This is a genomic window from Methylobacterium sp. 17Sr1-1, assembly GCF_003173775.1.
In the GTDB taxonomy this organism is placed as follows: domain Bacteria; phylum Pseudomonadota; class Alphaproteobacteria; order Rhizobiales; family Beijerinckiaceae; genus Methylobacterium.
The window spans coordinates 1570355-1595854 of the sequence record NZ_CP029552.1 but is presented as its reverse complement, the minus strand read 5'-3'; the positions used below and the strand labels follow the sequence as shown (position 1 = coordinate 1595854).

The 25500-nt window shown below is 71.4% G+C and carries 19 protein-coding genes; 3 read left to right on the top strand and 16 right to left on the bottom strand.

Features of this window, described 5'->3' with window-relative positions; all coding sequences use genetic code 11:
- Positions 1–342 precede the first annotated feature (342 nt).
- Positions 343–3273, top strand: a complete 2931-nt coding sequence (locus DK412_RS07140) for a PAS domain S-box protein (protein ID WP_109971381.1) — start codon at positions 343–345, stop codon at positions 3271–3273.
- 87 nt (positions 3274–3360) lie between these two features.
- Here DK412_RS07140 and DK412_RS07135 read toward each other — a convergent pair whose 3' ends face one another.
- The 8 genes from DK412_RS07135 to DK412_RS07100 form a co-directional block, all read right to left on the bottom strand.
- On the bottom strand, positions 3361–3993 hold the full coding sequence (locus DK412_RS07135) for a response regulator transcription factor (protein ID WP_109971380.1): 633 nt from the start codon (positions 3991–3993) through the stop codon (positions 3361–3363).
- Positions 3990–5408, bottom strand: a complete 1419-nt coding sequence (locus DK412_RS07130) for an ATP-binding protein (RefSeq protein WP_245447460.1) — start codon at positions 5406–5408, stop codon at positions 3990–3992. The genes DK412_RS07135 and DK412_RS07130 overlap by 4 nt, the downstream gene beginning before the upstream one ends.
- Before the next feature lie 311 nt (positions 5409–5719).
- The gene (locus tag DK412_RS07125; RefSeq protein WP_109971379.1) at positions 5720–8188 is read right to left on the bottom strand and encodes a TonB-dependent receptor; all 2469 of its coding nucleotides are present in this window, start codon (positions 8186–8188) and stop codon (positions 5720–5722) included.
- 278 nt (positions 8189–8466) lie between these two features.
- Positions 8467–9129 (bottom strand): leucyl/phenylalanyl-tRNA--protein transferase, encoded by a 663-nt coding sequence (aat, locus tag DK412_RS07120; RefSeq protein ID WP_109971378.1) that lies wholly within the window; start codon positions 9127–9129, stop codon positions 8467–8469.
- A gap of 198 nt (positions 9130–9327) precedes the next feature.
- Positions 9328–9627, bottom strand: coding sequence for a hypothetical protein (locus DK412_RS07115; protein WP_109971377.1), 300 nt, complete (start codon positions 9625–9627; stop codon positions 9328–9330).
- Positions 9628–9886: 259 nt separating this feature from the next.
- A complete protein-coding gene (gene accC / locus DK412_RS07110) occupies positions 9887–11242 on the bottom strand; it encodes an acetyl-CoA carboxylase biotin carboxylase subunit (RefSeq protein WP_109971376.1) in 1356 nt (451 codons plus the stop codon).
- Positions 11243–11357: 115 nt separating this feature from the next.
- Positions 11358–11849 (bottom strand): acetyl-CoA carboxylase biotin carboxyl carrier protein, encoded by a 492-nt coding sequence (accB, locus tag DK412_RS07105; protein WP_245447459.1) that lies wholly within the window; start codon positions 11847–11849, stop codon positions 11358–11360.
- Between the two features lie 165 nt (positions 11850–12014).
- Entirely contained in the window at positions 12015–12827 is an 813-nt protein-coding gene (locus DK412_RS07100; RefSeq protein WP_109971374.1) for a DsbA family protein, read from the bottom strand.
- Between the two features lie 184 nt (positions 12828–13011).
- Here DK412_RS07100 and DK412_RS07095 point away from each other — a divergent pair, with 184 nt between their 5' ends.
- On the top strand, positions 13012–14178 hold the full coding sequence (locus DK412_RS07095; RefSeq protein WP_109971373.1) for an aminotransferase class I/II-fold pyridoxal phosphate-dependent enzyme: 1167 nt from the start codon (positions 13012–13014) through the stop codon (positions 14176–14178).
- 13 nt (positions 14179–14191) lie between these two features.
- Positions 14192–14962, top strand: a complete 771-nt coding sequence (locus DK412_RS07090; protein WP_109971372.1) for a class I SAM-dependent methyltransferase — start codon at positions 14192–14194, stop codon at positions 14960–14962.
- A 386-nt stretch (positions 14963–15348) separates the two neighbouring features.
- Here the strand turns inward: DK412_RS07090 and DK412_RS07085 are convergent, their stop codons facing one another.
- From DK412_RS07085 to DK412_RS07055, 8 genes are all read right to left on the bottom strand, one after another.
- Positions 15349–16743 carry a sulfatase-like hydrolase/transferase gene (locus DK412_RS07085; protein WP_109975113.1) on the bottom strand — a complete coding sequence of 465 codons (1395 nt, stop codon included), beginning with the start codon at positions 16741–16743 and terminating at the stop codon, positions 15349–15351.
- A 77-nt stretch (positions 16744–16820) separates the two neighbouring features.
- A complete protein-coding gene (locus tag DK412_RS07080; RefSeq protein WP_109971371.1) occupies positions 16821–17297 on the bottom strand; it encodes a VOC family protein in 477 nt (158 codons plus the stop codon).
- Positions 17298–17315: 18 nt separating this feature from the next.
- Positions 17316–17780 (bottom strand): SRPBCC family protein, encoded by a 465-nt coding sequence (locus tag DK412_RS07075; protein WP_109971370.1) that lies wholly within the window; start codon positions 17778–17780, stop codon positions 17316–17318.
- 59 nt (positions 17781–17839) lie between these two features.
- A complete protein-coding gene (locus DK412_RS07070; protein WP_109971369.1) occupies positions 17840–18250 on the bottom strand; it encodes a glyoxalase/bleomycin resistance/extradiol dioxygenase family protein in 411 nt (136 codons plus the stop codon).
- A 79-nt stretch (positions 18251–18329) separates the two neighbouring features.
- The gene (locus DK412_RS07065) at positions 18330–19607 is read right to left on the bottom strand and encodes an RNA polymerase sigma factor (RefSeq protein WP_204165519.1); all 1278 of its coding nucleotides are present in this window, start codon (positions 19605–19607) and stop codon (positions 18330–18332) included.
- Positions 19604–19993, bottom strand: coding sequence for a YciI family protein (locus tag DK412_RS30580; protein WP_204165518.1), 390 nt, complete (start codon positions 19991–19993; stop codon positions 19604–19606). The genes DK412_RS07065 and DK412_RS30580 overlap by 4 nt, the downstream gene beginning before the upstream one ends.
- Positions 19994–20091: 98 nt before the next feature.
- Entirely contained in the window at positions 20092–21411 is a 1320-nt protein-coding gene (locus tag DK412_RS07060; RefSeq protein ID WP_109971367.1) for a methyl-accepting chemotaxis protein, read from the bottom strand.
- Positions 21412–21756: 345 nt separating this feature from the next.
- Entirely contained in the window at positions 21757–25107 is a 3351-nt protein-coding gene (locus tag DK412_RS07055; RefSeq protein ID WP_109971366.1) for an Rne/Rng family ribonuclease, read from the bottom strand.
- Positions 25108–25500: the final 393 nt, after the last annotated feature.

Genomic DNA, 25500 nt, shown 5'->3' with positions numbered 1-25500 from the left:
CCTCGGGAAGTCGAGGAAGCGTCGCAAGACCGTCGGTGATGTGAGGAAGTCGCGGGTGGAAGTCCTGTCAGGCTGACGGCGCCCATGTCGGCTGGGGATGGGGAGCGGACCCTGACCATTCGCCCTGAAGCGGACGTTCCGCCGCCGGCCCAACCCGGCCGCCGGGACCCCTGTCGGCGCTTCTCCAAAGCGGTCGTTCGCCAGCCCTTCGGCAACTTCGGTTTGGGGTAGTGAGCTGGACTTGGTTGCCTATCTACGACCTGACGTTCGGCTAAGTGCTTGCCGGATCGCGCCTGAGTGGCGAGTGGGCGCGCGGCGACCATGGGGCTCTAAAGAACCGCGATGACCAGCACTGCCGATTGCGATCCCCTGGTGAAAGGAGTCGATGACGTCCTGATCACGGCCGAGCTGGCAACCCGACCATCCAGGGCTCCAGACTACGAAACCGAGAGCCGAGCGCTCGGACGCCTGGCCCAGGAGATGGCCACCAATCCCCGTGGCGTGCTCCAGAAATGCGCCGAACTGGTCATGGAGCTGTGCCATGCGGACTCCGCCGGCATCAGCATTCTGGAGCCCGGCGGAGCAGGCGGCGTGCTCCGCTGGCACGCCGCAGCAGGCGGGTTTGCGCCGAACCTTCATGGCACCATGCCTCAGGAGGCGAGCCCCTGTGGGACGGTGATTGAACGCGACTGCGTCCTTCTGTTCCACGAAGCGGAGCGGTTCTTTCCAGCCCTCCGGGGGGTCGAGCCGCGCATTTACGAGAACCTCCTCGCACCCTGGCACGTGGAGGGCAAAGCGGTCGGTACCCTCTGGGCCATCAGGCACACGCCCGAGGGACGGTTCGACGGAGAGGATGCACGCGTTCTGCAGAGCCTCGCCCGCTTCGCCGCAGCCGCGTTCCAGATGACCCTGGCCCTCGACGAGGCCATAGCCGAACGATCAGCGATACGCGCCAGCGAGCAGCAGCTCCGCGAGAGCGAAGAGAAGTACCGCACGCTGTTCGACGCGATCGACGAGGGGCTGGCGATCCAGGAACTGTTCTACGACGGCCGGGGCGAGATCATCGACGTGATCTTCCGTGAGGTGAATGCATCCTATGAACGTCAGAGCGGCCTTCATGACGTCGTCGGCCGGTCGCTCTTCGAAGTGTTGCCGAGAGTCGAGGACTATTGGCTGGACTTATACCGGGAGTTGGCGCGAACCGGTCGGCCGGTCCGGGTCCAGCACTATCAGCAGGACGTCGATGGCTGGTTTGACGTCTATTTCTCGCTGTTCGGCGAGGGCAGACGGTTCGTCGCCCACGTTTTCAACAACATCACCGAACGTAAACGAGCGGAGGCCGCGCTGCGGGAAAGTGAGGAGCGGCAGGCGTTCCTGCTGCGCTTCACTGATGCGATACGGTCCGAGCCGGACGAACAGCAGATCGTCGAGCGCGCCGTTCAGATGCTTGCTGAGGAGTTGGCTGTCGACCGGGCGTACGCGACCAAGCATTACCCGGCCGCCGACTTGACCAATGTCATCTATGAGGTCCGTGGGAGCGACCTCGCGCCGTTACCGGCCACGCTCCGCTTCTCGGATTTTCCTGAAGCGGGCCGGCAGACTTTCGAGCAAACCCTGGTCTTCGAGGACACAGCTAACGACCCCGGCCTGACTGAAGCGGACAAGGTTGCGCTGGCGTCCATGCGTGTGGGCGCGCTTCTGTCCCGGCCGTTGCGCCGGGGCGGCAGCCCGATCTTCGCACTAGGCGTCGTAAGCGTTATTCCACGCCGCTGGACGGCCGCTGAGATCGCCCTGGTTGAGGATGTCGCTGAGCGAACCTGGGAAGCGGCAGAGCGGGCGCGCGGCGAAGCAGCGCTGCGAGAGAGCGAGGAGCGCTTCCGGCAGTTCGCAGATGCCTCGGCAGCAGGTCTCTGGATCAGGGCGGCGGACACGCTCGCAATGGAGTTCATAAGCCCCGCGGTCGCGACGAGCTACGGCGCCAAAGCGGACGCTCTCCTGGGCGATGTGACGCGCTGGGCCGCGATGATCGTGCCGGACGACCGCGACGCTGCCCTCGGCTGTCTAGAAGAGGCGCGGCGCGGTGAAGTCGTCGTGCACGAGTTCCGGATCCAGCGTCCATCCGACGGCGCTTTCCGCTGGATCAGGAACACCGATTTCCCGTTGCGCGACAACGGCCAGATCCTGCGGATCGGCGGGATCGCGGAGGACGTGACCGAGGCCAAGCTCGCCGCCGAGCACACGGCTGTCCTTCTGGCCGAACTCCAGCACCGGGTGCGCAACATCATGGCGATGATCCGCTCGGTGACCCGCCGCACGGGCGAGCGGGCCGCCAGCGTGCCGGACTACGCCGAGCTGCTGATGGGCCGCCTGCTCGCCCTTGCCCGCGTGCAGGGGCTCCTCACCCGCGCCGCGAACGTCAGCGTCGGGATCGCAGGCCTCGTGCATGACGAGGTGAGCGTGCAGGCGCAGCACGAAGGGCAATACGATCTCGCCGGGCCGGATGTCGCGCTGTCGCCCAAGGCCGCGGAGGTGCTGACGCTGGCGGTGCACGAGCTGGCGACCAACGCTCTGAAGTACGGCGCCCTGTCCGTCGCGGACGGCAAGGTCACTGTCCGGTGGTCCGTCGTCGAGAAGCGTAACAGCCCCTGGCTTGTCTTCGACTGGACGGAGGAAGGTGCACCCGAGCCCCCGCAGCCGACCCAAGATGCGCCCCGCCGGCGGGGCTTCGGCAGCGAGCTGATCGAGGCGCGCATCCCCTACGAGCTGCGCGGGCGAGGCAAGGTGACGATCGAGCCCGGTGGGGCACGCTGTCATTTGGAGTTCCCGCTCAAGGAGGGCGCCAGCATCCTGGAAACGGGTGCGCCGCAACGCATGACTGTCTACGGAGGAGCCCTCGATATGACGGGTGGACCGGATCTCACGGGTCGCCGTGTCCTAGTGGTAGAGGACGACTTCTATCTCGCGACTGACGCCGCTCGAGCCCTTGAGGGCGCAGGCGCAGAAATTGTCGGCCCGTGTGCGAGTGAGGAGGCTGCGCGAGCGGAGCTGGACGAGCAGCGGCCCGACGCTGTCGTGGTCGACATCAACCTTGGTCCGGGTCCGTCGTTCAAGCTGGCCGAGACGCTGAAGGACCGCGGCATCCCGTTCGTGTTCACGACCGGCTACGATGCCGAGGTGATCCCGGCCGAGTTCGCTGGCGTCGAACGGTTGGAGAAACCGTTCCAGCTTCGACAGATCGTCGGTGCCGTTGCGAAGCTCACGACGGTGGCGTAGCCCGGGAGCGGACCTTCCCAGGGTCTGCGACGGGTCGGCAGCGGACTCCGACGCGATCAGGTCGCGCGGGTGACGAACCCGAAGCCTTCACCGCAGATCCGCCACGTGCCGCACGGCGAAATGCGTCAGCTCCGTCAAGGTCGCCACCCCGAGCCGCTGCCGCAGGGCCGCGCAGGCATTCGTCACCGTCTTGTAGCTGACCGACAGGTCCTCGGCGATCGCCGCGTAGCCCCGGCCCTCCGCCAGCAGGGCCAGGATGCGGCGCTCGCGCGGGCTCAGGGTCCCGAGCAACAAGCGGCGCGGATCGGCCTGGAGCAGGGCGACCTCGGTGGCGAGGCGCCCTTCGAGATAGGGCCGCCCCGTGCGGACCTGCTCGTAGGCCCGCACCAGATCGCCGGCCGGCGCGTCCTTGAGCACGTAGCCGACGGCGCCGGCGGCGAGGGCGCGGGCGACGATCGCCGGGTCCGCGTGCATGCTGAACACCAGCACCCGGGTGGCGGGCGCGCGCTTGCGCACCCGGCCGATCAGCGCGAGGCCGGCGAGATCCCGGCCGGGAAAGGCGAGGTCGATCACCGCCACCTCGGGCCGGTGGCGCAGGATGGCGCGGTAGCCCTCCGGCAGGCCGGCGGCGGCGCGCACCTCCGCGCCGGCATCCTCCAGCAGGCGCCGGGCGCCCTGGAGCACGATCGGGTGATCGTCGACGACGACGACGCGGGTCACGGCGTCTCCTCCTCGGGCGTCCCGGTCGGAAGCACGATCCGCAGCGACGTGCCCGGCTCGCGCGGCACCAGGGCGAGCCGGCCCCCCAGGCCCTCGACCCGCTCGCGCATCCCGGCTAACCCCCGTCCTTCGCCTCGCCCCTCGCCCCGATCCCCGATCAGGCCGGTCCCGTCGTCGACGACGGCGAGGTGCAGGCTGCCCTCCTGCTCGGCGACCTCCACCGTCACCCGTGACGCGCCGGCGTGGCGCAGCGCATTGGTCAGGCCCTCCTGCACGCAGCGATAGACGGTGAGGTCGACGAGGTCGCCGTAGCCGGCCCTCAGGCCCGCGACATGCCCCTCGACCGCGATCTCGGGATGGTGCCGGGCGGCCTCGCGCACCAGGAGTTCGAGGCAGCGGCTCAGGGGCACCTGGCCGAGGCCGGCCGGGCGCAGGCGGTTGAGCAGCGCCCGGTTGATCGTCTGCACCCGCGTGACGATCGCCGCGATGTCGTCGGTGCGCTGGGTCAGGCGGGTGCGGGCGGGCTCGTCGAGGGTCGCGGCGATGCGGGCGATCGAGGAGGAATTGGCCTCCAGCCCGAACAGGCACGGGCCGAACTCGTCGTGGAGCTCGAGCGCCGTGCGTCGGCGCTCGTCCTCCTCGGCGGTGAGAAGGCGCCGGGTGAGCCGCAGGTTGGCGGCGCGCGCGCTACTCAGCGCCTCGGCGAGGCGGTTGAACCGGGTCGCGATCACCGCGAGCTCGCGGGTGTCGGGCCGGTCCACGCGCGCGTCGTAATCCTGCTGCTCCAGCCGGGTCAGCCCGGCGGCGAGCTGGGCCAGCGGGCTCAGGATCCGCCCGAAGGCGAGGAACAGGATCGCCAGCATGGCGAGGCTCAGGGACAGGCCGGTGAGGCCGAGCGCCAGGGCATAGCCCCAGACCTCGTCGATCTCGTCCGAGGGCTCGGCGGTGACGAGCGCCGTGCCGATGCGCTCACCCCGCAGCACCAGCGGCACCTCGTGGCGGTGCGCCGGCGGCGCGATCACCTGAGCGAACCAGCGGGGCGCCCGCCGCGTGCCCTCCCGCGGCGTCCCGGCCTCGGTCGGCCGGTGCGCGGCGTCGACGAGCGTCACCCGGACGTGGCGCAGGCCCTGAAAGCGCAGGGCGAGGGTGCGGAACAGGCCGGACAGGGGCGCGTCCTGCAGCGCCTGCAGGGTCTCGGCCACCAGCGGCTCGACCACCGCCATCGAGGCCGCGGTCTCGACCTCGGTGGCGGTGCGCGCCTTGTGGATGATGACCGCGCCCGAGATCGCCGCCGCCACCCCGTTGATGAGGACGACGACCACCATCAGCCGCGCCCGCATCGGGCGGCCGGACCAGAGCGCCGGCAGGAGCCGGGGCAGCGCAGGGTTGGGGGCGAAAGGGGAAGTCGGGCGCAACGGGCTCTCGGGAAAATTCCGTGGACAGGCTGCGCGGGTAAAGGATGGAGCGCGTCTCCCCTCTCCCGTTTGGGAGAGGGGCCGGGGGTGAGGGTGGCTCGGGTTCACGATGGATTACCAACCGTCGAGCTGCGTAGCTCGACAGTTCAGGGTCATTGCGGAACCCGAGCCACCCTGCGCGATCTTCGATCGCCCCTACCCCTCTCCCAAACGGGAGAGGGGATCCCGCGCTCTTCCGATCACGTCGGTGTATCCGGACAGCCGTCGCATGACACGAGCCCCGCGGCGGCCCCCGTGTCAATTGGAAGGCGCTACCAGATCATCCGCACGCCGCCATAGACCGAGAGCGGCTGCACCAGGGTGGTGGTGCGGGGATCGTTCAGCACGTAGCGGCCGGCAAACGCCGTGTCGCGCTCCAGGAAGGTGCCGAAATTCGCGTAGCGGTTGTTGAACAGGTTGGTCACCAGGCCGAAGATCTGGATGGTCGGCGTCAGCTGGAAACTGGTGTTGAGGTTGGCGGTGAAGTAGGCCGGCAGCTTGCGGTTGAGGTTCGACTCGTCGCCGCGGAAATAGGACGACGAGAAGGCCTGCATGTTCATGCCGAAGCGCCATTGCGGGGTGATCGCATAGTCGAACCCGGCCTTGATCTGGTGGTCGGGCACCAGCGGTACCTTGTTGCCCGGGCGCACGCTGATGAGCCCGTCATCGGCGAGCGGATTGTTGGGCGAGGACAGGTCGCCGCGGAACTGGAAGGTGGCGTCGATCAGCGCGTAATTGGCGTAGAGGCTCAGGCGCCCGGTCGTGTACTCGCCCGCGACCTCGATGCCCTGGCGCCGGGTCGCCGGCACGTTGACGAAGTAGCCGCGCGCCGCGTTGCCCGGCACCGCGACCTGGAGGATGTCGTTGGTGAGGTCGGTGCGGAAGGCGCCGAGCTTGTAGGTGAGGAGGCCGCCCTCGTAGACATTCGGCACCGAACCGCGGAGGCCGACCTCGTAGGTGCGGGCCTCGACCTGGCGCAGCGGCGGATCGGCGACGAGGGAGTTCGGCAGCAGGCAGGGCCGGTCCGGGTTGGCGCAGGCGAGTTCGAGCGGCGTCGGCGCCCGGTTCGACTCGGAATAGCCGCCATAGACGCTCAGCCAGTCGGTGACCCGGTAGGTCAGGCCGGCGACCGGGTTGATCCGGCTGAAGTAATGCGTGCCGGTGACGTCGGGCGAGAAGCCGGTGAGGTCCTGGGTACTGATCCGGGCGAAGTTCAGCCGCGCGCCGGCGGTGAGCGAGAGCCGGTCGGTGACGTCGAACGTGTCGAGGGCGTAGAGGCCCATATAGAGGTTCGAGCCTGAGACCTGGCTCGGCGCGATGCCCAGCGCCGCCGCCGTGCGGATCGGCCCGGTGCCGAGGCCCGGGATGTTGCCGTAGGTCGGGTTGAGCGGGTCCGTGGTGACGCTGAGGTCCGGGTTGATCACGCCGAGCGTGCTCGACGACTTGAAGCCGTAATCCGCGACGTCGATGCTGCCGCCGGCGATGAAGGTGTTCGGCCGGTCGAAGACCCGGTCGCGGTTGGTGGCCTGGAGCGTGCCGCCGTAGCCGGTCGCCTCGGTCCGGACCGTGTCGATCGTGCCGTAGGGCACGCCGGCCCGGAACGGGATCCGCTGGTTCTGCGGTCCCAGGATCAGGAACTGGTTGCGGAACTGCGCCTGGGTCTGGCCGGGGGCCGCCGAGAACCCGTCATCCTCGAAGCACAGGGAGCCGCGGAAGTTCGAGCGCGAGCTGCAATTCTCGAAGTTGCCGTCGTTGCCGTCGATCACATGCTGGCTGAGGCGGCGGACATAGGCGTTGCCCGAGAGGTCCCAGGTCGGCGACAGGTTGACCTTGCCGGTGACCTGGATCTGGCCGACCGCGGTGTCGATCGATTGCGGGGAGGTGAAGATCGCCCGCTGGTTGGTGCGGGTGAAGTCGACCGGTGCGGCGGCGGCGGCGCCGAAGTAGGTCTTGGCGCCGGAGGCGATGATGTGGAATTCGGAATCGAGGGTGCGGTGGCCGAGATCGGCGTAGACCCGGCCGATCTCCGAGGGCGACCGGTAGCGCCAGCCGGCATCGCGCAGGCCCTCGCCGGCGAAGTAGAAGCTCCAGGGGCCGATCACCTCGCCGTACTGGAGGGTGCCCAGGATGCGGCCGTCCGAGCCGCCCATCACCGAGACTTCCTTGCCCTGCCAGGTGAAGCCGTTCTTCATCTCGATGTTGACCGCGCCGCCGAGCGCGTTGAGGCCGAAGATCGGGTTGCCGGTGACGATGTCGATGCGGTTGATCGCGACCTGGGGGATCAGGTCCCAGTTCACCACGTCGCCGAAGGCCTCGTTGATGCGGGTGCCGTTCTGGTAGACCGCGAGGCCCTGCGGCGCGCCGAGCAGCGGCGAGGCGTCGAAGCCGCGATAGGTCAGGGTCTGGCGGAAGCTGCTGCCCTGGCCGTCGGACAGGTTCACGCCCGGGGTGGTGCGGGCCAGCGTGAAGGTCGGGTCGAGGGTGGCGCGGTCCTGCTCGAATTGCCGCGCCGTCACGGTCTCCACGGTGAACGGCACCTTGGCGAGCGGCAGCGCGCCGCCGCCGTCGATCCGATCGCCGGTCACGGGCCCGCTGCGCGTTCCGGCGGCGCCGCCGACCGGCGTCACTGGCACCACGTCGATCGTGTCGAGGGCGATGGTGCCCTGCGCCACCGCCGGCGCGATCAGCCCGGCCGAGACGAGAGCGGTCGTGACCAGAAATCCCCAGCGCGACGCCGTCATGCCCGACACACTCCCCCACCCGGCTCGTTTTTCGTGACGCCGCGCGGCGCCGCCCTCGGGAGTAGAGATAGCGAGCTTCACCGTTCTGCCGCAATCCCGCCGGACGGGGCATTGCACATTCCGGCAGTTCTGGTGCAGAGTCGGCGCCGGAACGATATGCGCCGTGACCTCGCGGCAACAATCCGTGAGTCTGAAAAGACTTTTTTTGGGAAGATCCGGCAATCAGATTTGCTTGATGTTCCCGAGAGAGTGACTGTCCCGAAGCTGACGGCGTGCTGTCAGGGCTGGCCGAGGGCCGCGACCGCCTCCGCACCGGTGAGCGGCGCGCTGTCCCACTGCGCCGGCCGGTCGATCGCGCCGCGCAGCATCGCCTTGTAGACGTGGCGCGGCACCTCTTCGGCGCCGAACTGGGCGAGGTGGCTGGTGACGAACTGGGCGTCGAGCAGGGTGTAGCCGCCACGCTTGAGCCGGGCCGCGAGGTGCACCAGCGCCACCTTCGAGGCGTCCCGGGCGGTGTGGAACATGCTCTCGCCGAAGAAGGCCGCGCCGAGGGAGACGCCGTAGAGACCCCCGACCAGGATCCGCGGCTCGCCGGCATAGACCTCGACGGTGTGGCAATGGCCGAGGTCGAACAACTCGCCGTAGAGGGCGCGGATGCGGGCGTTGATCCAGGTCCGGTCGCTGTCCCGCCGCGGCGCGGCGCAGCCCTCGATCACCGCGTCGAAATCGCGGTCGGTCACCACCTCGAAGCCGCCGTTGCGCACCGTGCGGGCGAGGCGCTGGCCGAGATGGAAGCGCTCGAGGGGCAGGATGCCCCGCTCCTTCGGCTCGACCCAGTACAGGGTCGGATCGTCCGCATCCTCCGCCATCGGGAAGATGCCGGCCGCGTAGGCCTTGAGCAGGATCTCGGCGGTGATCTCGACGTTCAGGCTGCCGTGCATCGGCGGGGGTTCCAGGCGCAGGGAGCGCGGGGAAGGCATTCTCCCCCACGGCCGAGTCTTGGCAAAGGTAGACCCTTGGCAACGATCAACCCTTGGCAAAGATAGGGCGTGGGACACCGCGCGACGAGAAAGGGCCCGCGGCCGTGGGCCGCGGACCCTTCGATCCGGAACCGGGACGCCGCCCCGGCTCGACCGCGATCAGCGCAGGAGCGGGCCGCCCGTGGTGTTGCCGAGATTCGGGTTCATGCGGCTCGGCATCTCGGCATTGCCGCCGGTGGCCGAGTCGACGTCGGTCGGCAGGGTGTTCTTGCCGACGCCGCCGACGCGGGACGGACGATAGGGGTTCGCCACGGTGCCGGTGGTGAGAGGGTCGATCACCGGGGCGACCGGGTTCGGCAGCACCGGGCCCTGGTAGACGGGGGCATCGTAAGCAGGGGCTTGGGCCAGGGCGGGGGTGGCCAGGAGGGCGGCCACGGCGGCGAGCTTGATCACGCGCATCGTCAGTCTCTCCGAGATGTGAAGTGTGCCATAACGACCGCGACCGGATCTGTGCTCTGCCTGACGCAGGGTTGGTCCAGTTCGCGCTGTCCGTTGTTGCCGGGAGAACTGACGAGACGTCACCGTGTTCCGCTGCGCCCGCGAAAATCTCGTGCACCATCGATTGCTGCGGTGCCGCGCGCGGACCGGCACGTCCGGACACGAAAAAGGGCGCCACGCGGCGCCCCTTCGTCGATCCCGGAACGTGCCCGCGCGATGCTCAGCCGATCTCGAGCCCGCCGGTCTTGAGGAACTCCTCGAGCCAGTGGATGTCGTAGAGGCCGTTCTGGATGTCGGCGTTGCGCACCAGGGTGCGGAACAGCGGCAGGGTTGTGTCGACGCCCGCGACCACGAACTCGTCGAGGGCCCGGCGCAGCCGCATCAGGCACTCGTTGCGGGTGCGGCCGTGGACGATGAGCTTGCCCATCAGCGAATCGTAGTGCGGCGGGATGCGGTAGCCCTGGAAGGCCGCCGAATCGACCCGCACGCCGAGGCCTCCGGGCGGGTGGAAGTAGGTGATGGTGCCGGGCGAGGGCCGGAAGGTCGCCGGGTGCTCGGCGTTGATGCGGCACTCGATGGCGTGGCCCTCGACCCGCACGTCCTCCTGGCGCACCGACAGCGGCGCGCCCGCCGCCACCCGGATCTGCTCGTTGACGAGGTCGATCCCGGTGATCATCTCCGTGACAGGGTGCTCCACCTGAATACGAGTGTTCATCTCGATGAAGTAGAACTGCCCGTCCTCGTAGAGGAACTCGATCGTGCCGGCGCCGGTATAGCCGAGCTCCTGCATCGCCCGGGCGACCGTGCCGCCGATCTGCTCGCGCATCTCGGCGTTGAGCGCCGGGGAGGGGCCCTCCTCCCAGACCTTCTGGTGCCGGCGCTGGAGCGAGCAGTCGCGCTCGGCGAGGTGGATGGCGTTGCCGCGGCCGTCGCCGAGCACCTGCACCTCGATGTGGCGCGGCTTCTCGAGGTACTTCTCGATGTAGACCGCGTCGTCGCCGAAGGCGGCCTTGGCCTCGGTGCGGGCGGTCATCAGCGCCGATTCGAGGTCGGCCTCGCTGCGGGCGACCTTCATGCCGCGGCCGCCGCCGCCCGAGGCCGCCTTGATCAGCACCGGGTAGCCGATCTCGGCCGCGACGCGCTTGGCCTCGTCGGTATCGGTGACCCCGCCCTCCGAGCCCGGCACGCAGGGGATGCCGAGGCGCTTCGCCGTGCGCTTGGCCTCGATCTTGTCGCCCATCACGCGGATGTGCTCGGCCTTCGGGCCGATGAAGCCGATGCCGTGATGGCCCAGCACCTCGGCGAAGCGGGCGTTCTCGGACAGGAAGCCGTAGCCCGGATGCACCGCGTCGGCGCCGGTGATCTCGCAGGCGGCGATGATCGACGGGATGTTGAGGTAGCTGTCGCGGGCCGGCGGCGGGCCGATGCAGACGCTCTCGTCGGCGAGCCGCACGTGCATGGCGTCGGCGTCGGCGGTGGAATGCACCGCCACCGTCGCGATGCCGAGCTCCTTGGCGGCCCGCAGGATCCGGAGCGCGATCTCGCCCCGGTTCGCGATCAGGATCTTGTCGAACATGGGGCCCTGAGCAGGTTTCGCAAAAGTGGCCGCCGGTTTTGCGATAAAAAACCTGCGGCAGAACAAGAAACGAAGCGGCCTCGCGTTGGCGTGCCAACGCAAGGCCGCTGAGCGGTCACTCGATCAGCAGGAGGGGCTCGCCGAACTCGACCGGCTGACCGTCCTCGATGAAGATCGCCGTCACGGTGCCGGCGCGCGGCGCCACGATGTCGTTGAAGGTCTTCATCGCCTCGACGAGCAGCACCCGGGCGCCGCTCTCGACCCGCGAGCCGACCTCGACGAAGGTCTTCGCGTCCGGCGAGGGCTTGCGGTAGGCGGTGCCGACCATCGGCGAGAGCACCGCGCCCGGATGGGCGGCGAGCGCCTTCGGGTCGGTCTCGGCGGATGCGGCGGGCGCGGCGGTCGGGACCGCGGCGGCGGGCAGGGGCGGGGCGAGCGCGGCCGCCACCGGGACCTGCACCTGCTGCACCACGCGCTCGCGGGCGACGCGGATGCGCAGGTCGCCCTTCTCGACCTCGATCTCGCTGAGATCGGTCTCGGCGATCAGGGTCGCGAGCTCGCGCACGAGCTCCGGGTCGAAGGGATCATGCTTGTTGTTGGAGGGCACGGCGGGTCTTCGGCAATCGTGATGGGGGCGGGGGTTGGCCCGCCGGGACCCGGTCCCGGACGACGCGGGGGGCGTCTTCTCGTCCGGCGGGCGATCGGCGGGCCTCATAGACCATGCGGCCGGCGCGCGATAGGGGCGCCGGCCCGCATGGGCGGGGCGTTCAGCTCAGCAGGTGGCGTGGCCGCACTGGCGCACGCCGGCCACCGTCTTGCGGATCGGCTCGACGCCGACGGCGCCCGGGATGATCTCGTCGCCGATGATGAAGGCCGGGGTGCCCGACAGGCCGAGCTTGTCGCCGAGGCCCACATTCTCCTGCAGGGCCGCCTGGATGTCGGCGGCCTGCATGTCCTTCTGGAGCTTGGCGATGTCGAGGCCCATCTCCTTCGCCACCGCGATCGCCCGCTCGCCGTTCACCCGGCCGCGGCTCTCGAGCAGGCGGGTGTGGTAGTCGAACAGCTTGTCGCCCTTGAGCTGCTGCTTGACCGCGAGCGCCACCTTGCTGGCTTCCAGCGAATCGGGGCCGAGCACGGGGAAGTCGCGCAGGACCACCTTCAGCTTGGGGTCGCCCTTGATCAGGGTCTGCAGGTCGGTGAGCGCGCGCTTGCAGTAGCCGCAATTGTAGTCGAAGAACTCGACCAGCGTGACGTCGCCGTTCGGGTTGCCGGCGACGAAGCCGTGCGGCGAGTTGTGCAGGATGTCGCGGGTCTCCTTGAGGGCGCTGGCCTGGGCGACCTTCTGGGCGTCCTGCTGGCGCTTCTCCAGTTCGGCCATCGCCTCCTGCAGCACCTCCGGGTTCTTCAGGAGGTATTCGCGCACCACGGTCTCGATCGCCTGGCGCTGGGCGTCGCCCATCGGGGCGGAGGCAGCCGTCCCCGGAGCCGCCGGCGTGGTCGTCGGCGCCTGCGCGCGGGTCGGGGCGGCGGTGGCGACGAGGCCCGCGAGCGCGAGGGCGGGCAGGAGGCGGGGCAGGGGCAGCATCGTCGTCCTCATCGGGTCGTCCAACGTCGGTTGGAGCACAGGTCCGGCGCGCTCCTTGAGCCGCCGGTTAGGCGGTTTCGCGGCGGTCTTGTCAAATCACGCCTGCGCCTGCGGCAGGGCGCAATCTCCGGCAAATCCCGCTATGTGCGGGGGCGCACCCGCGCATCCGCTTCAAGAGTTCGTCATGTCCGATCCCGCCTACCCGGTCTCCCGCCGCGCCGCCCGCGTCGCGCCCTTCCTGGCGATGGACGTGCTCGCCGCCGCGGCCCGGCGGGAGCGGCAGGGCGACAGCGTGGTGCACATGGAGGTCGGCCAGCCCTCGGCGCCGGCCCCTCGCCCGGCCATCGCGGCGGCGCAAGCCGCGCTGGCCTCGGGCCGCATCCCCTACACCGAGGCGCTCGGCATCGCGCCCCTGCGCGAGCGCATCGCCCGCCACTACGCCGAGGCCTACGGCGTCGCGGTCGCGCCCGAGCGGGTCGTCGTCACCACCGGCTCCTCGGCGGGCTTCGTCCTCGCCTTCCTGAGCCTGTTCGATGCCGGCGGGCGCGTCGCGATCTCGGCTCCGGGCTATCCGGCCTATCGCTCAGTGCTCCAGGCCGTCGATCTCGAGCCGGTCGGGCTGACCCTGCGGGCCGAGGACGGCTTCTTGCCGACCGCCGCCGCCCTGCGCGCCGCCCACGCGGCCGCGCCGCTCTCCGGGCTGCTGGTGATGAGCCCGGCCAATCCCTCGGGCACGATGATCGACCAAGCGGGTCTCGCCGCCCTGGCGCGGGCCTGCCGCGCCATGAACCTGCGCTTCATCTCGGACGAGATCTATCACGGCCTGACCTACGGCGTGCCGGCGGCCACCGCGCTCGCGGTCGATCCGGACGCGGTCGTGATCAACTCGTTCTCGAAATACTACTGCATGACCGGCTGGCGCATCGGCTGGATGGTGGTGCCGCAAGCGCTGGTGCGGCCGATCGAGCGCCTGGCGCAGAACCTCTACATCTCGGCGCCCTACCTGTCGCAGGTGGCGGCGCTGGCCGCCTTCGACGCCACCGAGGAGCTGGAGGCGGTCAAGGCCGATTACGCCCGGGCCCGCGCGCTCCTCCTGAACGAGCTGCCGGCCCTCGGCCTCGGCGATGTCCACCCGGCCGACGGCGCCTTCTACCTCTACGCCGACGTCGCCCGGCTCACCAACGACTCGATCGGCTTCTGCCGCCGCATGCTCGACGAGGCCGGCGTCGCGGCAACGCCCGGCCTCGATTTCGACCCGGACGCCGGTGCCCACCATCTGCGCCTGTCCTTCGCCGGCGGCGAGGCCGAGGCGCACGAGGCGGTGCGGCGGCTGAAGGGCTGGCTGCGCTGATCGGAGGAGACGGATGAACGATCTGCACCCTGCCGCCGCGGGCGGCTTTTCCGCCGGGGCGGAGACCTACGCGCGGGGCCGGCCCGACTACCCGGCGGCGCTCGCCACCTGGCTGCACGACGCCCTCCGCCTCGGGCCCGGCCGGAGCGTCGCCGATCTCGGCGCCGGCACCGGCAAGTTCACCCGCCTGCTCGCCGCCACCGGCGCCGACGTCACGGCGATCGAGCCCGTCGACGCCATGCGGGCGCGGCTCGCCGCCTCGCTCCCCGGCGTGACGGCCCTGGCCGGTACCGCCAAGGCGATGCCGCTGGCGGATGCCAGCCTCGACGCGCTCGTCTGCGCCCAGGCGTTCCATTGGTTCTCGACCCCGGCGGCTTTGGCCGAGATTCGCCGGGTGCTGAAGGTGGGCGGGCGGTTGGGCCTCGTCTGGAACGTCCGCGACGACGCGACGCCCTGGGGGGCGGAGCTCACGGCGATCATGAACGCCCACGAGGGCGACGCGCCGCGCTTCCACACCGGGGCGTGGCGGACTGTGTTTCCGGCCGACGGGTTCGGGCCCCTGCACGAGGAGGCCTTCGCGCACGGCCATGACGGCACCCCGGAGCAGGTGATCCTCGACCGCACCCTGTCGGTGAGCTTCATCGCGGCGCTGCCGGAGGCCGAGCGGGCGGGGGTGACCCAGGCCGTGCGCGACCTGATCGCCCGCACGCCGGAGCTGGCCGGGCGGGACGCGGTGACGTTTCCGTACCGGACGCAGGTGTATTGGTGCGAGCGGGTGTCCTGAAGCCCGCACTTACGGAATCGACTCCCCACGTCGTCCTGAAGGACTGTCCGGGAAACAACGAGGCGCGGGTCTTCTCCTCTCCCCGCGGGCGGGGAGAGGGTCGCTTGCACCTTGTCGTGCAAGCGACGAGCGCAGGCGCAGCCGGAGCAAGGGTGAGGGGGTCTCGACGGGTGAGACGCCTCCGGCAGCACCCCCTCACCCTCGCCCTGCGGGCTCCCTGAGCCCCTTCGGAGCTCAGGCCTCTCCCCGCCCGCGGGGAGAGGGGACTGCCCGCGCCATTCATTGTCCCCGGACAGGCCTGTGTCATCCCGGGTTCCCGGGATGACGGGGAGCTGAAAGGGCGGCGAGGTCGAGAAACGACGTCGCTTCTTCTCCGCATGGAGCCGTTATTTCCCCACCGGCGACCCCGCCCCGAAGTGGTCCGCCAGCTGCGCCCCCGTATAGGTCTCCGAGAAGCTGTCTGCCCGCTCGGGCAGCATGGTGGCGTTCCAGGCATTCCACGCCGCCTGGAGCCGCGAAAACTCCTCCGGCCGCCGGGCCTTGAGGTTCGCCCGCTCCAGCGGGTCGGCGACGACGTCGAACAGGAAGGTCTGGTCGCGGATCTTGAGGTACTTGAGGTTGCCGTCGCGCATCGCCGCTTGCGCGTTGGCGCGGTAGCGCCAGTGGAAGCTGCGCGGGCGCTCCGGGCCTTCGCCGCTCAGGATCGGCAGGAGGTCGATGCCGTCGGAAGGGTAGGCGGGGTCCGGCGCCGTGCCGGCGGCGGAGAGCAGCGTCGGCAGCCAGTCCATGGTGATCATCGGCTGGGCCGAGACCGCTCCCGCCTTCAGGCGCCGCGGCCACGACACGATCGCCGGGATGCGCAGGCCCCCTTCCAAGAGTTCGGTCTTGCGGCCGGTGAAGGGCCAGGTGTCGGAGAAGCGCTCGCCGCCATTGTCGCTGGTGAACACCACGATCGTGTCCTCGGCGACGCCGTTCGCCTCCAGCGCGCCGAGGACGCGGCCGATCTGGGCGTCCATCTCGGCGACGATGCGCCGGTAGGTCTCCTGGGTGCCGCCGTCGAAGTGGCGCAGGTTGCTGCCGGCGATCCGGCGCGATTCGGCCTCGTCGTCGGGCGTCTCCCACGGCCAGTGCGGCGCGTTGAAGTGCAGGCTGAGGAAGAACGGGCGCCCGGCCTTCACTGACGCCGCGATCGTCTCGACCGCGCGCTTGCCGAGGAGGTGGGTGGCGTAGCCGACCTCCTCGATCCGCACGTCGCCGTCCCACAGGTCCGGCTTGTCGTCGGTGCCGCGGTGGCTGAAATAATCGATGGTGCCGCCGCGAAAGCCCCAGAACGCGTCGTAGCCGCGCTGCAGCGGCCCGTGATCCTGCACGCTGCCGAGGTGCCACTTGCCGACGAGCGCCGTGCGGTAGCCGGCCTGCCGCAGGAGCCCCGGCAGGGTCGGGTGGTCGGCCGGCAGGCCGCCGGTGAAGCGGGTCGAGACCGGCTCCTCGAGCCCGACCGGCAGACGGTACTGGTAGCGCCCGGTGATCAGCGCCGTGCGGGTGGCCGAGCACACCGCCGAGTTGGCGTAGGCCTGCGTGAAGCGCACGCCCCGCGCGGCGATCCGGTCGATGTGCGGGGTGGCGAGGTCGGGCCGGCCGTAAGCCGCGACGTCGGCATAGCCGAGGTCGTCGGCCATGATGAAGACGATGTTCGGGCGGTCCGCCGCCCGGGCCGCCCGCGGCCCGGCGAGAGACGCCGCCCCCAAGGCCGCGCTGCCCAGCACGCGCCTGCGCGTCATCCCCGCCATTCCCGTCCTCCCGGATTCCCCGGAGGGAAGCTACGGGGCGAGGGACCGGCGGGCAACCGGGTGACGGATCAGCCGGCGGCCGCCCGCTCCAGCGCCGCGGCGTCGATCCGGACCATGCCCTGCATCGCGGAAAAGACCCGGGCGGCCACGGCCGGGTCCGGATCGGCGAGCAGGCGCGGCAGGATCTCGGGAAAGATCTGCCAGGGCACGCCCCAGCGGTCGCGCAGCCAGCCGCACTGGATCGCCGTGCCGCCCCCGGCGAGCAGCGCGTCCCAGAGCCGGTCGACCTCGGCCTGGTCCGGGCAGGCGACGGCGATCGAGGCGGCGGTGCCGTACTCGGCCGGCATGCCGCCGTTCAGCGCCTGGAAGCTCTGCCCGCCGAGGGTGAAGCTCACCAGGATCGCGTCGCCGGGCGCGCCGCCGGGCCAGGGCCCGGGCGCGCGCAGGATCGGCCCGAGAGCCGAGCCCGGGACGAGGGCGATGTAGGTCCGCACCGCCTCCTCGGCATCGCGCGCGAACCACAAGCAGGTGCTGACATGGGTCATGGTGCGTCTCCCTGAGGCTTAGAGCCGGGCGGCGAGGTCGGCGAGCTGGTCGGCGCAGCGGCCCCAGCCATCGTGAAAGCCCATCGCCTCGTGGGCGGCGCGGTCCTCCGCGGTCCAGTGCCGGGCGAGCGCCGTGTAGCGGGTGGCGTCCCCTTCCGCCGCGAAGGTGATGACGCCGGTGAAGAACGGCTTCGCCGCCGGCTCCCAGGCGCGCGTATAGGCGTCGGTGAAGACGATGCGGGCGTTCTCGACCAGTTCGAGATAGATGCCGCTCATGGCGAACTCGGTCCCGTCCGGGCCGCGCATGACGATGCGGGTGGCGCCGCCGGGGCGAAGCTCGGTCTCGGCCTCCGCGACCGTGAAGGGTTTGGGGGCGAACCACTGCTTGATCAGCGCCGGCTCGGTCCAGGCTCGGTAGAGCGCGGCCGGCGGGGCGGGGATGAGGCGGGTGAGGACGAGGTCGCGTCCGCTCTGATCGGTCATCGGTCGGGGCTCCGGGCGAGGGGAGGGGGGACCGGCTTTGCCCGGTCCCGGCGTCACGGTCAGCGTTTCTGCTGGTTCATCGCCCAGACGACGCCGAACGGGTCGCGCAGCTGGCCGTAGCGGTCGCCCCAGAACATCTCGGCCGGCGGCATCAATGCGGTGGCGCCGGCCGCGACGGCCCGGGCGTAGCGGGCGTCGATGTCCTCGACCATCAGGGTCAGGGTGAAGGCCTGCGGCGGCTGGAGGACGGCGCCGTGCTCGGGAAAGGCGTCGCTCAGCATCAGCGACGAGCCGTTGACGTGGAGATGCACGTGCGGCGTCCGGCCCTGCGGGTCGGCCGGCATCGCCGCGACGATCTCGGCGCCGAAGGCGCGGGTGTAGAACTCCGCCGCCTTCAGGGCGCCGTCCAGCATCAGGTAGGTGACGAGGCCGCCCTTCACGGGGGCGATGGTCGGGGTTTCGTCGGTCATGGTCCTCTCCTTCATGGGCCGGCTTTTTCGCGGCCTCGCGTCAAGGACGGGCGGTCCTCGCCCGTCCCGACAGGCGCTCTCAGATTTTTTCGGGACCGGCTTCGGTCAGCCGGTCGAGCTGGCGGCGGATATGCGCGGCCTCGGCCGGGGTGCCGGCGAGCGCGATCGCCCGGCCCATCGCCTCCCGGGCCTCCGCGCTCCGTCCGAGCTGCATCAGCAGGGCGCCGCGCAGGCCGTGGAAGTGGAAGTAGCCGTCGAGCGGCCCGGCCAGGGGCTCGACGAGGGCGAGCCCGGCCGCCGGACCGCCGACCTTGGCGGTCGCCACCGCCCGGTTGAGCGTCACGACCGGCGAGGGCTGCATCCGTTCCAGTGCGGCGTAGAGCGCATCGATTCCCGCCCAGTCGGTGTCGGCGGGACGGCCGGCGCGGGCGTGCAGCGCGGCGATCGCGGCCTGGACCTGGTAGGGTCCGGGGGAGCGGTGGCGCATCGCCTTGTCGACGAGGGCCAGCCCCTCGGCGATCATGGGCTTGCGCCAGAGCCCGCGATCCTGGTCCTCCAGGAGGACGATCTCGCCGTCGGCGTCGAAGCGCGCCGGGGAGCGAGCGTGCTGGAGCAGCATCAGGGCCAGAAGCCCCATCACCTCCGGGTCGGTGGGGAACAGCCGCAGCAGCAGGCGGGCGAGGCGGATCGCTTCGTCGCACAGGGCGGCCCGCTCCGAGCCGGTCGCCGCCGAGTAGCCGGCATTGAAGACGAGGTAGAGCATCGCCGCGACGGCGGAGAGCCGGTCCGATCGCTCGGCCGGTCCCGGCGCCCCGTAGGGCACCGGGCTTCGACTGATGCGGGCCTTGGCGCGGGTGAGGCGCTGCTCCATCGCCGCCTCCGAGACCAGGAAGGCGCGGGCGATGCGCGCGAGCGGCAACCCCGAGACGATGCGCAGCGCCAGCGCGATCTGCTGCGTCGCCGGCAGCTCCGGATGGCAGCAGATGAACAGCAGCCGCAGGATGTCGTCCCGGTAGGCCTGCGCGTCGATCGCCTCGGCGAGCGGCGTTTCGGCGTCCTCCAAGTCGGACACGGCATGCTCCGAGAGCGCGCCGACCTCGGGCAGCGGCGCCTCGCGGGCGACGCGGCGGCGTCCGTCGAGGGCGGCGTTGCGCCCGACCAGGATCAGCCAGGCCGCCACGTCCCGCGGCGGGCCGGTGCGGGGCCAGGTGCGAAGCGCCCGCAGGCTCGCCTCCTGGAAGGCCTCCTCGGCGGTGTCGAGGTCGCGAAACACCCGCAGCAGGGCGGCGACCACCCGCGGCCGCGCCGCCGCGAGGGCGCAGGCCAGCCAGGCCGCGTCGGGCGAGGCCTCGCTCACCGCGCGCCCGCTGCGGCGGGCGGGCGCGGATCCGGGTTGTAGAGCAGGACCGGGCGCAGCTCGTAGGCGCCGCCCGGATTGGCGCCCGCGAGGTCGCGGGCGATCTCCAGCGCCTCGTCGAGGTCGGCAACGTCGACGACGTAGAAGCCGAGCAGCTGCTCCTTGGTCTCGGCGAAGGGGCCGTCGATCACCAGCGGCGGCTCGCTCGCCTTGCGCAGGGTGGTGGCGGCGGTGGTCGGCAGGAGCCGCAGCGAGGGCCCGAGTCGGCCCCGGCGCTCCAACTGCGCGTGCACGTGCCCGAGCCGCTCCATCACGGCCTCGTCCTCCGCCGCGCTCCAGGCGGCGACGACGTCCTCGTCCTTGTAGCACAGGATGGCGTAGAGCATGGTCGGTCCTCCCACAGGCCAGGACGCGCGGCGCGGCGCGAATCCGACGAGGATCGCCGAAAAATCTCACATGGGCGACCAGATGGGCGACGGCCCGGTCAGGGCCGCGCCATCCCGTCTGCCGCGGCCACCATCGCCTTGGCGGCGGCCTCGAAGGCCTGGAAGGCGGGGATCGCCCGGTCCCAGGCGCCCTGTCCCAGCGCATCGGCCAGGGCGGCGGCGTGGCGTTGCGCCTCGGCGCCGGCAGCCGTGAGCCGGGCGGCGGCGGGATCGGCGGGATCCACCCCGAGATCCGCCGCGGCGTCGCGGAAGGGCGGCACCGCCGCACCGACCGGGCCGAGCCCGACCAGGGCCGCGGCGAGGCGGCGCTTCCACACGCCCATGTCGGCCGGCAGGCGCACCAGCGCGTAGGCCGGCACTCCGCGGGCGGCCCCGGCCGCGAGCGCGTCCTGCGCCGCCGTCTCGGCCCGCACCAGGACCGCCATCAGCCCGTCGATCTCGGTGCGGGTCTTCTGCGCCTTGCCGGCGACCTGCTGCACGCCCGCCGAGATCTCGGCGGTGGCGGCCTCCTGCTGGCCCAGGACCTCGGCGAGCGCCCGGATCCCTTCCGCCGAGCGGGCCACGGCCTGGCCCTCCTGCGCCACCCGGGCCTCGACCCGGCCGACCGCGGCGGTGCCGCTCGCCACGGCGTGGCGGCTCTCGGCCACGGCGGCCTGGATGGCGGCCAGCTCCTGGAGCAGCACCGCCAGGCGCCCGCGGATCTGCTCGGTGGCCCGCGCGGTCTGGCCGGAGAGCTGCTTGACCTCCGCCGCGACGACCGCGAAGCCGCGCCCCGCCTCGCCCGCCCGGGCCGCCTCGATCGTGGCGTTCAGCGCGAGGAGGTTGGTCTGGCTCGAGATCGCCTCGATCGTGCCGGCCATTTCCTGGATCTGGAGCGCCGCGCCCTCGAAGCCGGTCAGGCGCTGCTCGATCTGCCCAGCATGGGTCTCGATCGCCGCCATGGTGCGGCTCGCCTCGCGCATGTCGGCGGCGCAGGCCGCGATGCCGCCGCTCGCCTGCTCGGCGACGTCGGCGCTGGATTGCGACCGACCGGCGAGCTCCCGGGTCGAGGCCGCGACCTGCTCGACCGCCGCCGCCATGGCGCGGGTCTGCCCGGCGATCTCGCCGGCGTCGTGGGTCATCCAGCCGAGCACCGTGGCCGCTTCCGAGGCCTCGGCGGCGACGCGTGCGGTGCTGCCGAGATCCGAGGCCGCCGCCCGGCGCATCTGACCGACGAGGCGGGCGAGCGCACTCGCCAGCCGGCCGGTCCCCAGCTCGGCTCCGGCGCCGACCCGGTCGACCAGGCCGGCGAGCCGGTCCTCGACCATCTCGGGTGTCTCGACGGGCGCGGGCGCGGCGGTGGAGCGGGAGCGGAACATGGCGGGGACTCGCGAAGCAGCAGCATGATTTCCCGCAAGGCCCGTATCCGTTCGGTTAACGGCGCGCCGAACGTTGCGTTTAGCGTGCTAGATGACCTCGGGGCGTCCCCTGCTGTCTGCCGGTTCTGTCCCGCCGCACCACCGCACAGGGCATTCTTATTATATTTGGATTGCCCATCCCCGCGTCGGGGGCAGCAGGACTTGCCTCGCTTGAGCAGGACTTGCCTCGCTTGAGCAGGACTTGCCTCGCTTGAAAGAAAGCGGGCCGCGCCCCTGCCGGAGCGCGGCCCGCCGCGAAGCGTCATGGTGTGCGCGGGACGGGCCTGACGCCCGTCCCGGGGCCGGTCACTCGCCGCCGATCGCCGCCTTGGTGCGGGACCACCAGCCGGCCCGCTTCGGACGGTCCGGATCGGGCGGGGTCAGCACGACCGCCACCGGCTCCGGCTCGGGCTCCGGCGCGGGGGCAGGAGCCGCCTCGGGGGCCGGCGGGGCGTCCGCCGCCCGGGTGGGCTCGAAGCCGCCGGCCGGCGCTTCGATCGCCTCGGCGGTCAGGGCCTCGCGCTCGACAGCCGAGAGATCTTGCGCCGGCAGATCTTGCGCCGGCAGGTCAGGCGCGGCGACCGGGCTGCCGACCGCCTCGGGCGCCGGCCCGGCGATCTCGTCGAGGGCGACGATCTCCTCGGCGAGGGCGTCCTGCACCAGGCTGCCGCCGGTCTCGCCCGGCTCGGCCCCGGCCACGACCTCGTCGCCGATCGTGCCGACGCTCTCCTCGAAGCGGTCGCGCCCGCGGCCGCCGCGGCGTCCGCGCCGGCGGCGCCGGCTCAGGGCTTCCTCGCGGCTCTCGCGCTCGGGCGCCGCGCCGTCCTCGGTGATCGGGATCGACACCGCGCCGGATCCCTGCTCGGCGCCGGCCTCGCCGGCCTGGACCACCTCGCCGGCGGCCTCGTCGACCTCGTGACCCTCGGCCTCGTCGGCGCCGCGCTCGCCCCGGCCCCCGCGCCGGCGGCGGCGGCGGCGGCGGCGCTTGCCCGCGCCCTCGTCGTCGCCGGGTGCGCCCTCGGCGGTCTCCGCCTCGGCCTCGGTCTCGCCCTCGGCATCCGCCTCGGCGTCGCTCTCGGTCTCGCCCTCGGCCTCCTCGACGATCTCCTCCTCGTCCTCGTCATCCTCTTCCAGCGGGGGCGGCAGCACCGCCTCGGCCCGGATGCTGGTGACGGGGCGCGGCTCGGGTCGCTGGGCGATGTCGCCGCGCTCGAGGTGGAAGGCCGAGGTGGCAGGCAGCCGCTCGTCGGCCGCGATGATGATCGCGACGCCGAACCGCGCCTCGAGCTCGGAGAGGTGGGCGCGCTTCTGGTTGAGGATGTAGAGCGCCACCTCGGTCCGGGTGCGCAGGATCAGGTTGTGGCTGCTCGACTTGATCAGCGCCTCCTCGATCGCCCGCAGGATCAGCAGGGCCACCGAGGCGGTCGCCCGCACGAACCCGGAGCCGCCGCAATGCGGGCAGGGGACCGAGGAGGATTCGAGCACGCCGGTGCGGATGCGCTGGCGCGACATCTCGAGCAGGCCGAAGGGCGAGATCCGGCCGACCTGGATGCGGGCGCGGTCGTTCTTCAGGCACTCGTTCAGCTTCTTCTCGACGGCGCGGTTGTTCCGCTTCTCCTCCATGTCGATGAAGTCGATGACGATGAGGCCGGCGAGGTCGCGCAGGCGCAGCTGGCGCGCCACCTCCTCGGCGGCCTCCAGGTTCGTCTTGAACGCGGTGTCCTCGATGTCGTGCTCGCGGGTAGCCCGCCCCGAGTTCACGTCGATCGAGACCAGCGCCTCGGTCGGATTGATGACGAGGTAGCCGCCCGAGCGCAGGGAGACGTGGCTGGAGAACATCGCGTCGAGCTGCTGCTCGACTCCGAAGCGGGCGAAGACCGGCGTCGGGTCGCGGTAGGGCTTCACCACCTTCGACTGCGTCGGCATCAGCATCCGCATGAAGTCCTTGGCCTCGCGGTAGGCGTCCTCGCCCGCGACCAGAACCTCGTCGATGTCCTTGTTGTAGAGGTCGCGGATGGCGCGCTTGATCAGCGAGCCCTCCTCGTAGACCAGGGCCGGCGCGGCCGAGGACAGGGTGAGCTCGCGCACGCTCTCCCACAGCCGCATCAGGTACTCGAAGTCACGCTTGATCTCCGGCTTGGTGCGCGAGGCGCCCGCCGTGCGCAGGATGACGCCCATCCCCTCGGGCACCTCGAGGTCGGTGGCGATCTCCTTCAGGCGCTTGCGGTCGGCCGCGCTGGTGATCTTGCGCGAGATGCCGCCGCCCCGCCCGGTATTGGGCATCAGCACCGAGTAGCGGCCGGCCAGCGACAGGTAGGTGGTGAGCGCCGCGCCCTTGGTGCCGCGCTCCTCCTTGACGACCTGGACCAGGATGACCTGCCGGCGCTTGATCACCTCCTGGATCTTGTAGTGCCGGCGCGGGGTGCGGGGCCGCTCGGGGATCTCGGCCAGCGCGTCGCCGCGGCCGCCGACCTGTTCGACGACCGGCTCCTCGTGATCCTCGTCGTCGTCCTCGTCTTCCCCGTCGTCCTCGTCCTCGTCCTCGTCGTCATCCTCGTCGGACTCGTCGTCCTCGTCCGAATCCTCCTCGTCGTCGGACTCGTCCTCATCCTCGGCGGCCTCCGCCTCCGCGGCATCGACCGGCTGCGAGGCGGCGACGGGCTGGGGCAGGACGCCCTCGTCGGACGCCTCGGGTGCGGGCTCGGCGGCCTGGGACGCGGACGCCTCGTCGGCGGCGGCCCCGACGGGCGCGGGCTCCGCCGAGACGGCAGCGGCGATCGCCGCCGGGGGCTCGGGCGCGAGATCGGCCACGCTGCCGCTCACATTGTCCTGCACCGGGGCGGCCTCGCCCGCGGGGGTGTCCTGCGTGGATGCCGCCTCGACCGAGGTCTCCTGGGCGAAGTGCTCCTGAGCCGGGTGCTCCTGGGCGGAGTGCTCCTGGGCGGCGAAGTCCTGCGCGGGAACGTCCCCGGCCGGCGCCTCGACGCGGTCCTGCGACTCGCCCGCCGAGGCGGTCTCCTGCGCCGGGTGCTCGCCGGTCTCGGGTTCGAAGCCCTCCGGCCGCGGGGCCTCCTGCGCGGAGTCATCCTGCGCAGGAGCCTCTTGCGCGAACGTCTCCTCCCCGACCATCGCCTGGGGATGCGCGTCCTGCCAGCCGGTCGTCTCGGCACCGGTGTCGTGGCCGGACACTTGACCGTTCTCTTGCCCGGCCTCCTGCGCCTCGCCGGCGGGGGCGGTCACGACGGCGTCGGCCGGGCGCGACGAGGCCTCGGCGCGGCGGCCGCGGCGGCGGCGGCGGCGCGGCTGGTCGCTGCGCTCCGGACGCTCGCTGCGCTCCTGGCGCTCGGGGCGCTCCTCGTGCTCGCGCTCGGCCCGCGCCTCCTCCTCGAGGAGCGCCATCCGGTCGGCGATCGGGATCTGGTAGTAGTCGGGATGGATCTCGCTGAAGGCGAGGAAGCCGTGGCGGTTGCCCCCGTACTCGACGAAGGCGGCCTGCAGCGACGGCTCGACCCGCGTGACCTTGGCGAGGTAGATGTTGCCGCGCAGCTGGCGGCGGCTAGCCGATTCGAAGTCGAATTCCTCGACCTTCGAACCCTTGACCGTCACCACCCGGGTCTCTTCCGGGTGGGCGGCATCGATGAGCATCTTGTTGGCCATGACGAACTTTCGGCATGGCGATCAACGGCAGCGCCGCTGGACGGGGGCATCCGGGAACGGAGCCCGAGGAGGAAAACCTCGGAGATCCTGGCCGTGCGCGGGAGGACGAGCCTCCGTAGTCCGGTGCCGCCCCGGGCGCGGAATCCTGCGCCGGGAGGGCTGTCCCGTGCCGTGCCCGGTCGGGCGCGGCGGATGATGTCGTGCGGGGGATGCCGTCAATCGCCGCTGCGCGCATCCACGCGCGCGAGGGGTTGACGAGGGCCGGGGGCAGGGGGCGCGGACGGGCGCGACGCCTGACGCGTGCGCCGGGGACGGCAGCTTCGAGACCGAAGGCTGTGCGTCCACGCATACTCCCACCGACCTTTCGAATCGAGGCGCCGGGACGCGAGGGTC

Bases quoted from the DNA above. Each gene is read 5' to 3' on its own strand.
- DK412_RS07085 (WP_109975113.1), bottom strand. From the start codon at position 16,743: ATGACGCGCAGGCGCGTGCTGGGCAGCGCGGCCTTGGGGGCGGCGTCT.
- DK412_RS07060 (WP_109971367.1), bottom strand. From the start codon at position 21,411: ATGTTCCGCTCCCGCTCCACCGCCGCGCCCGCGCCCGTCGAGACACCC.
- DK412_RS07125 (WP_109971379.1), bottom strand. From the start codon at position 8,188: ATGACGGCGTCGCGCTGGGGATTTCTGGTCACGACCGCTCTCGTCTCG.
- DK412_RS07080 (WP_109971371.1), bottom strand. From the start codon at position 17,297: ATGACCCATGTCAGCACCTGCTTGTGGTTCGCGCGCGATGCCGAGGAG.
- DK412_RS07095 (WP_109971373.1), top strand. From the start codon at position 13,012: ATGTCCGATCCCGCCTACCCGGTCTCCCGCCGCGCCGCCCGCGTCGCG.
- DK412_RS07055 (WP_109971366.1), bottom strand. From the start codon at position 25,107: ATGGCCAACAAGATGCTCATCGATGCCGCCCACCCGGAAGAGACCCGG.
- accC (WP_109971376.1), bottom strand. From the start codon at position 11,242: ATGTTCGACAAGATCCTGATCGCGAACCGGGGCGAGATCGCGCTCCGG.
- DK412_RS07070 (WP_109971369.1), bottom strand. From the start codon at position 18,250: ATGACCGACGAAACCCCGACCATCGCCCCCGTGAAGGGCGGCCTCGTC.
- DK412_RS07140 (WP_109971381.1), top strand. From the start codon at position 343: ATGACCAGCACTGCCGATTGCGATCCCCTGGTGAAAGGAGTCGATGAC.
- DK412_RS07100 (WP_109971374.1), bottom strand. From the start codon at position 12,827: ATGCTGCCCCTGCCCCGCCTCCTGCCCGCCCTCGCGCTCGCGGGCCTC.
- DK412_RS07075 (WP_109971370.1), bottom strand. From the start codon at position 17,780: ATGACCGATCAGAGCGGACGCGACCTCGTCCTCACCCGCCTCATCCCC.
- aat (WP_109971378.1), bottom strand. From the start codon at position 9,129: ATGCACGGCAGCCTGAACGTCGAGATCACCGCCGAGATCCTGCTCAAG.
- DK412_RS30580 (WP_204165518.1), bottom strand. From the start codon at position 19,993: ATGCTCTACGCCATCCTGTGCTACAAGGACGAGGACGTCGTCGCCGCC.
- DK412_RS07115 (WP_109971377.1), bottom strand. From the start codon at position 9,627: ATGCGCGTGATCAAGCTCGCCGCCGTGGCCGCCCTCCTGGCCACCCCC.
- DK412_RS07090 (WP_109971372.1), top strand. From the start codon at position 14,192: ATGAACGATCTGCACCCTGCCGCCGCGGGCGGCTTTTCCGCCGGGGCG.